This window comes from Polaromonas sp. 39-63-25 (assembly GCF_002278925.1).
GTDB lineage: Bacteria > Pseudomonadota > Gammaproteobacteria > Burkholderiales > Burkholderiaceae_C > Polaromonas.
In genome coordinates this window covers 23,204-29,318 of record NZ_NCJH01000032.1, presented here as the reverse complement: position 1 = coordinate 29,318, position 6,115 = coordinate 23,204, and the positions used below count along the sequence as shown (strand labels likewise).

Annotated in this window: 5 protein-coding genes and 1 pseudogene; 3 read left to right on the top strand and 3 right to left on the bottom strand. The window is 55.2% G+C overall.

Going from position 1 to position 6,115, the window contains the following annotated elements:
- Positions 1 to 74 precede the first annotated feature (74 nt).
- Both B7X65_RS23010 and B7X65_RS23005 read right to left on the bottom strand, forming a co-directional pair.
- Positions 75 to 521: a hypothetical protein gene (locus B7X65_RS23010; RefSeq protein WP_293596565.1), complete on the bottom strand. Its 447-nt coding sequence runs from the start codon at positions 519 to 521 to the stop codon at positions 75 to 77.
- Positions 518 to 2,536 (bottom strand): class I SAM-dependent DNA methyltransferase, encoded by a 2,019-nt coding sequence (locus B7X65_RS23005; protein ID WP_293596564.1) that lies wholly within the window; start codon positions 2,534 to 2,536, stop codon positions 518 to 520. The genes B7X65_RS23010 and B7X65_RS23005 overlap by 4 nt, the downstream gene beginning before the upstream one ends.
- A gap of 575 nt (positions 2,537 to 3,111) precedes the next feature.
- Between B7X65_RS23005 and B7X65_RS23000 the strand changes: the two genes are divergently transcribed.
- The 3 genes from B7X65_RS23000 (at position 3,112) to B7X65_RS23945 (ending at position 5,722) form a co-directional block, all read left to right on the top strand.
- The gene (locus B7X65_RS23000; protein WP_293596563.1) at positions 3,112 to 3,222 is read left to right on the top strand and encodes a DUF1508 domain-containing protein; all 111 of its coding nucleotides are present in this window, start codon (positions 3,112 to 3,114) and stop codon (positions 3,220 to 3,222) included.
- A gap of 384 nt (positions 3,223 to 3,606) precedes the next feature.
- Entirely contained in the window at positions 3,607 to 5,253 is a 1,647-nt protein-coding gene (locus B7X65_RS22995) for a ThiF family adenylyltransferase (RefSeq protein WP_293596562.1), read from the top strand.
- Positions 5,246 to 5,722, top strand: coding sequence for a Mov34/MPN/PAD-1 family protein (locus tag B7X65_RS23945; RefSeq protein ID WP_363104713.1), 477 nt, complete (start codon positions 5,246 to 5,248; stop codon positions 5,720 to 5,722). The genes B7X65_RS22995 and B7X65_RS23945 overlap by 8 nt, the downstream gene beginning before the upstream one ends.
- Before the next feature lie 75 nt (positions 5,723 to 5,797).
- On the opposite strand, the pseudogene B7X65_RS22985 reads toward B7X65_RS23945, so the two are convergent.
- A pseudogene (locus B7X65_RS22985) lies at positions 5,798 to 6,040 on the bottom strand (MFS transporter); the annotation flags it as partial.
- Positions 6,041 to 6,115 lie beyond the last annotated feature (75 nt).

Here is a 6,115-nt window from a genome sequence, read left to right as displayed (position 1 = left end):
CCAGCTTTCATGCGCCTTGCAGCCCGATAACTCTGGAACCGAACTACCAACCGACACTAACCAATTGATTTTGTTCAACTTTTAACCGGACAGTAGTGAAAATCGATCCCCTCAGAGGACAGGCGGGCACTCGTCGCATTCAGCAAATCGTAGTGCTGCCTTTGTGCTGCTGAAGGATCACGGCTGGTATAGCTCACCAGCTTCTTACGTGACCTGCCAACCCGTTCGTAGTTCTTTGTGGCTCCGTCAAGAAGCCAATTATCACGCGGCCCATCGCCTACTTCCTGCCAGGCTTTTTCCTCCAGCGCGTTGGCATAGACATGTCGCGGGTGTTGCCACCAGACAATGATTCTCCGACCGTTGAGAATGAAGCCAACATCATCCCAATGCGAGAGACTGTTCGGCATCATGTTGGAATAGGAGTGCGGAATGTACAGTCCACCCTGAGACAATCGCCATTGATGGGAACGATGGTATTCGCGCTGTAATTGCGCCAAGCGTTCGAGTCTGGTGATTTTCATTCGGTCACCTCACCCAGCAACTCTGCAATCTCCGCCTCCACCTGCTTAAGGTCCGCATCGATGTCAAACAGTTTTCGCGGCGGCACGTACTGGTAGAAGAAGCGGTTGAAATTGATCTCATAGCCAACCCGGCCAATGCCTTTGTCAGTGTCGTCACGGAATGTCTCATCGATATAGGCATCTGGTAGATGAGTCAACACTTCCTCAGCGAAGTAGTCACGAATGTCTTTTGTGAGCGGTACATTCTCGTTATCGGACAAATCAGGGTCTGCCACGAATTGCCCATCGGCATCAAGCACCGCCTCGCCCGCAGGATCGCGCTCGCCAAAGGCATTAATCAGTGCTTTGACAAGCGGTTTACCGCCCTTGCCGAAGGTCTGTGAAGTTTGCACAGTCTCAGCTACAAAGGACTCGGCCCAAGAAAAAGGTTGGCTCAATCCGATATGCGGCTGCAGGGCATCAATCCATGCGGTTTGTTGCTCTGCCGTGAGCTTTGCCCAAGCCTTTTCTGACTTGAGTTTTTGAATCGACTCGGCATTGATATGCAACGCCATCCGAAGGGGACGCAACACCTTAATGCGACGATACCCAAAAACGCGGTAGTCCACCATGCGGCTGTGTTCACCGTCTTCCGCTGCTGAATACAGGTCCACGATTTGGCGGATCTGCTCATCGCTGATGATCCTGCGCTTGTTACCTTCGTTCTTGATTGAAGTCCACAGGTCAGAGGCATTGAGCAACTGAACCTTCTGGCGACGGTGCTCAGGCTTCTTGTTCGACAGAATCCACAGGTATGTGCCGATGCCGGTGCGAAAGAAGATTTCCGTTGGGAGTGCCACGATGGCCTCCACCAGGTCGTTTTCCAGCAACCAACGGCGGATTTCCGACTCACCGGAGCCTGCGCCACCATTGAACAGGGGCGAGCCAGACAAAACAATGGCAGCACGACCACCACCGTTTTCAGGCAATTCGAGTTTTCTGGCCAAGTTCAGCAGGAACAGCATGGAGCCGTCGTTGATGCGCGGCAGTCCAGGGCCAAATCGTCCGTCGAACTTCTTTTCCTTGTGTTCGTCCGTTACTGCTTTCTGGTCCTTTTCCCACTTCTTGCCGAAGGGGGGATTGGATACGCCATAGTGAAACCGTTGGCCAGCAAACTGGTCATTGGAAAGCGTGCTTCCCAACTTGATGTTTTTGGACAGGTCGCGCCCTGGGTCAGATTCCAGTGTACGCAGCAGCATGCCAGTCAGACACACCGCGTGGGTTTCCGGCTCTAGCTCCTGACCGTAGGGAATGATGACTGGCGGCACCTTGAAGCGATTGCCGTAATCAGCCACATGGTTCATGGCGTCCGAGATGAATCCACCGGTACCGCATGTCTGGTCATAAAGCGTGCGGATCAATCCTGGATTGGACTCGAACAGGGCGTCGTCGGGGTCCAGCAGCAGGGACGTAGCCAGGTGCACCACGTCGCGTGGCGTCATGAAATCCTCGGCGCCCTCATTGACCTCGGCCCCGAAGCGGCGGATCAGATGTTCATAGAGGTTGCTCATTACCCGGTCGGGCACCACATCCGGGTGTAAATCCACTCCGGCGAAGTTCTTGCAAATCTTGAACAGCAACCCAGCTTTATCCAGCCTGATTACCGTATTGGAAAAGTCGAACTGGTCGAAGATGATTCGGGCGTTGTCCGAAAAGTGCGCAACGTAGTCCTGAAGGTTCTGCCGGGTTTTGGTCCCACCCAGCGTGCCCAGTGCGTATTCAGATGTGTTGTAGAACGAAAACCGCGTGCACTGGCGCAGGATCAGATCAAGGTCAATGCCTGAGTCCTTGTGGAGCGCATTGGCATCCCGGACATCTTGACGTGTCGGCTCCAGAACGCATTCCAGACGCCGCAACAAGGTGAATGGCAGGATGACCTTGCCAAAGTCTGTGTGCTTGAAGTCGCCCCAAAGGTCTTCAGCATTCTTCCAAATGAAGTCTGCAAGTGATGCGCCGGAACCTGTCTGCTCTGCCATTCTTTTCTCCTACCTGATTTTGCACAAAAGAGCATATCAGACTTTTTGGAGAGTCAACCATGTTTTGCACAAATCAGGCGAATATGCTTGAATCAGGTTCCAACCTCAGAATGCAAATAGCCGTATAAAAAAAGGCCACCTAGAGGTACGAACTCTAGGCAGCCTTGGCAGAGTACCGATACCGGCGAAATCTGCCCCCAACTCACGTTTAGGAACGTTGAGCGTAACCCAAGCCCCCAAGGCTTGGCAATTGCGGGGTTTTACGTACCGGGGCGTTAGTGCTGTTGAAAAAAGGAAACGATATGACAGCAGGAAAGAAGCCCGGAACCAGTACCGGCAATAGTGGTGGCATTTTTCGCGAAGTTGGACCTAGGGGCGGGGCCCGTGACAACTTCGCGGCAGTGCCAGACAAAAGGCCCTTGCCCCCGACATCCACTCCCGGAAGCACTTGGGTGCCCGTGAGCAGGACGCCGAACAGCAAGCGGTGAAGTGAGTGAGGCAGGGCATGGGTGCCAGCAATGGTGGCCATGCCTTGTTTCCGGTCAAGCCCATTTTTCTCAACGTTTAGGATTTTTATGTCTACCCATTTCGATTTGAAGCGCAGCGGCACGCAGTTCATGTTCAACCTGAAGGCGGCCAACAATGAGATCGTCCTCACGAGCGAACGGTACCCGGCAGAAACTTAGGGCGCGAGTTCAATACCCGCCCAGCTGACAAATAGAGATACTGCGAGGGCATCCTCCAATTGGAGGGCGCACTCCGCCACGGGCATCGATAGGATCTGTTCTCACATTGAACCCAAAAAGGACCAGCATGAATAAGCCTCAAAACCCAGGCAACCCAGGTAACCCAGAGCACCCACCGCATCCTAACGTCCCACCAGGACCCCCAACCAATGTGCCCAATCCGGGAAGCGGCGCTCCCAAACCCCCGCATCACCGCCCGGTCGGCTAACAATGGAGCCTTGGTGGACTCGGTACCCGAGTACTCTGGAGGCTGAAAAAGCAGCACTGAACGCTTGGGGCAAGCCTTGGTCAATACAGCAGGACCAGTTCCAGCTGGGTCGTCTCGTGGTGACAATCATCGTCGAGTTCTGCGGTGGAGAACGCGAGCTTGTGGCTTTTTACCCGGACAGCTATCCCTACTTCATGCCGCACGTCCGTCTCAGCGGTATGAAGCTTCCGAGGCACCACAATCCCGGAGGTTACCTATGCTTGCTCGCACAGGACGGTGACGAATGGCACCCCGGGCAAGACACTCTCGCCAGTTTGCTTGAGCAGCAACTGCCTATTCTTGAGGGAGTCACACGACCTGGAGTCGCTCCGGACTACGTCGCAGCGAATGAAGAGCACGTCGGGGAACCGCTGTCGAACTTTCTACCGTACATGGAACGCTCGGCGATCATAGTTCCTGATGAGTTGCCGCCAGCAGGCATCTTGTCCGGAACTCTTCTTCTGGATTCCCGTGTGCGAGGGGAAAAGCAGCCGGGCATCATCACAGTACTGCGGCAAATTAGTGACAACGCTGGTGTTCCACTGGTTGATTATCCCGTTCAGATGCTCGCTTTCAAACAACGTAGCGGCGGGGTATGGATTCGACTAGAGGGCCGTCCTGAACTTGGCGAAGGGACGGACGACGAGATTCGCAAGCGGCTGTACAACCTGGCTCTAGAGACGTCGCCGGCACTCCAAAAAAGACTGCACCATGCGAAGGCAGGCGAGGAGATCACCGTCGGTTTCCTATATGCGGATCAAGTGGAATGGAGGCAAGCTGCTGAGGACTGGCTGTTTCTTTGGCTTCGCGTAAATAAAGCTGGACGCCATGGACGCACCCCGACCGCACCGACTATTGAATACGGCCTAGTGCGTGCGGACTGGGCTGGAGAGGATTCGCTCCTAAAGCGCGCGCCCGCGCTTGCACCGCTACGCTCAAAGTCGGTGCTTTTAGTAGGGACAGGGGCGATAGGCTCTCCGCTGGCGATGCAACTGGCAAAAAGCGGCATCCGAGAATTGCGCTTAGTGGATACAGATCACCTTCAAGCAGGAAACAGCGTGCGGTGGGCTTTCGGGTGGGAACTCGCGGGATTTCCGAAGACGGAAGTCATTGCACACCACGTCGCGAGTGATTACCCCCGTACGAAAGTCACTGCTAGCACGTTTCGGATCGGTGGCTTTCAGCAGATCAATCCATCCAACGGACTGCCGTTCAGCGACTATGACTTCCTTCGAGAGGAGATGCGACAGGTGGATCTCGTCATTGATGCGACTGCGAACTACCGCGTTAACCACCTGCTTGCGGACATGTCACGAGTAGAAGGCAAGGCGTACGTCTGGCTCTCGACCACACCGGGGGCCGCTGGCGGAGTCGTTGGCCGTGTGAATCCGACTGAAACTCAAGGATGCTGGCACTGCTTTCAGCATGCTATGTCGGCAGGGGAAATTAGGTATCCCGCAGACAATGGGGCTTTGGACATACAACCAAGGGGCTGCACACACCCAACCTTCGTTGCGGCAGGTATTGACAGCGATGAGGTGTCTATCCTCGCGTCCCGTCTGGCGGTGGCTACGTTGCTTGCGCAAGATGATGGCGAAGGGCAAACATCAGATTTCGAATGGGATGTGGCGGTAGGCGACTTCTTCTCGGCAAATCGCCGGATCGAAAGCCGTTGGACGACCTACTCGCTGAGCAGACATCCGGACTGTAGCGCCTGTGCTTGACCTTTGGCTTTCAGTCGATGCGCTCGCCACCATTGAGGCGGCGTCCGCGGATAAATATCCGCTGGAAACCGGAGGGATACTTGTCGGCTATCGAAGTGGAGTGAGTCAGATCATCGAGAGCGCCATTGGGCCAGGTCCAAACGCAGTTCACGACCGCTACAGCTTCCACAGCGACCACGAATGGCAATGTGACCAGCTCGATGAGCTTTTTCTGCAATCAAAAGGCCGACAGGTCTACCTCGGAGAATGGCACACGCATCCCGAAGGGAACTTCCGGATGAGTACGGTCGACCGGCTGACGCTGGCGAGAATTTGCCGCACTAAGCGGTCAAGTGCGCCGAATGCGTTTATGGTGATCGGAGCGGGGCGCCCAGGCGCTTGGTTGTGGATGGCGCATCACTTTGATACGCAGCCCCTGTTCGGCGTTTTTTCTAAGTTGCACTCGGTGAAAATGAAACCATTCAGGTGACAACAGGGCCCGCGGCTTCGTGCACGGTGCCAGCGATGCCGGCGTGATCGAGTTTTTACTCACCTTCGGCACGCCGGTAAGCGGCAACACGGTCATGCTTCGCAACAGCAACCAACACAGCAGCGGAAAAATCGCCATCAATAAAAAGGCTGCTCTGTAGCCCGTAGTGCTGCCGGCGGTGGCACCCGCGTGATCGATCAACAGCCCCGCCGCGAACGGCCCGATGAAGCCGGATATGGCCGTTCCAATTGACAGCCAGCCGAATACCTGTTTCAGCTCCACCGCTCCACTGATCGCGCGGCCCGCATGCCTTTGGATGACGCAGCGCGCCAATGTGTTTACGACTTTGGCTTTGAGTGTTGTTGATTTGGTACACCGCAAAGGCGCATGAAT

What these genes read in the sequence shown, in the direction of transcription:
- B7X65_RS23010 (WP_293596565.1), bottom strand. Translation starts at nt 521, where the DNA reads ATGAAAATCACCAGACTCGAACGCTTGGCGCAATTACAGCGCGAATAC.
- B7X65_RS23005 (WP_293596564.1), bottom strand. Translation starts at nt 2,536, where the DNA reads ATGGCAGAGCAGACAGGTTCCGGCGCATCACTTGCAGACTTCATTTGG.
- B7X65_RS23000 (WP_293596563.1), top strand. Translation starts at nt 3,112, where the DNA reads ATGTCTACCCATTTCGATTTGAAGCGCAGCGGCACGCAGTTCATGTTC.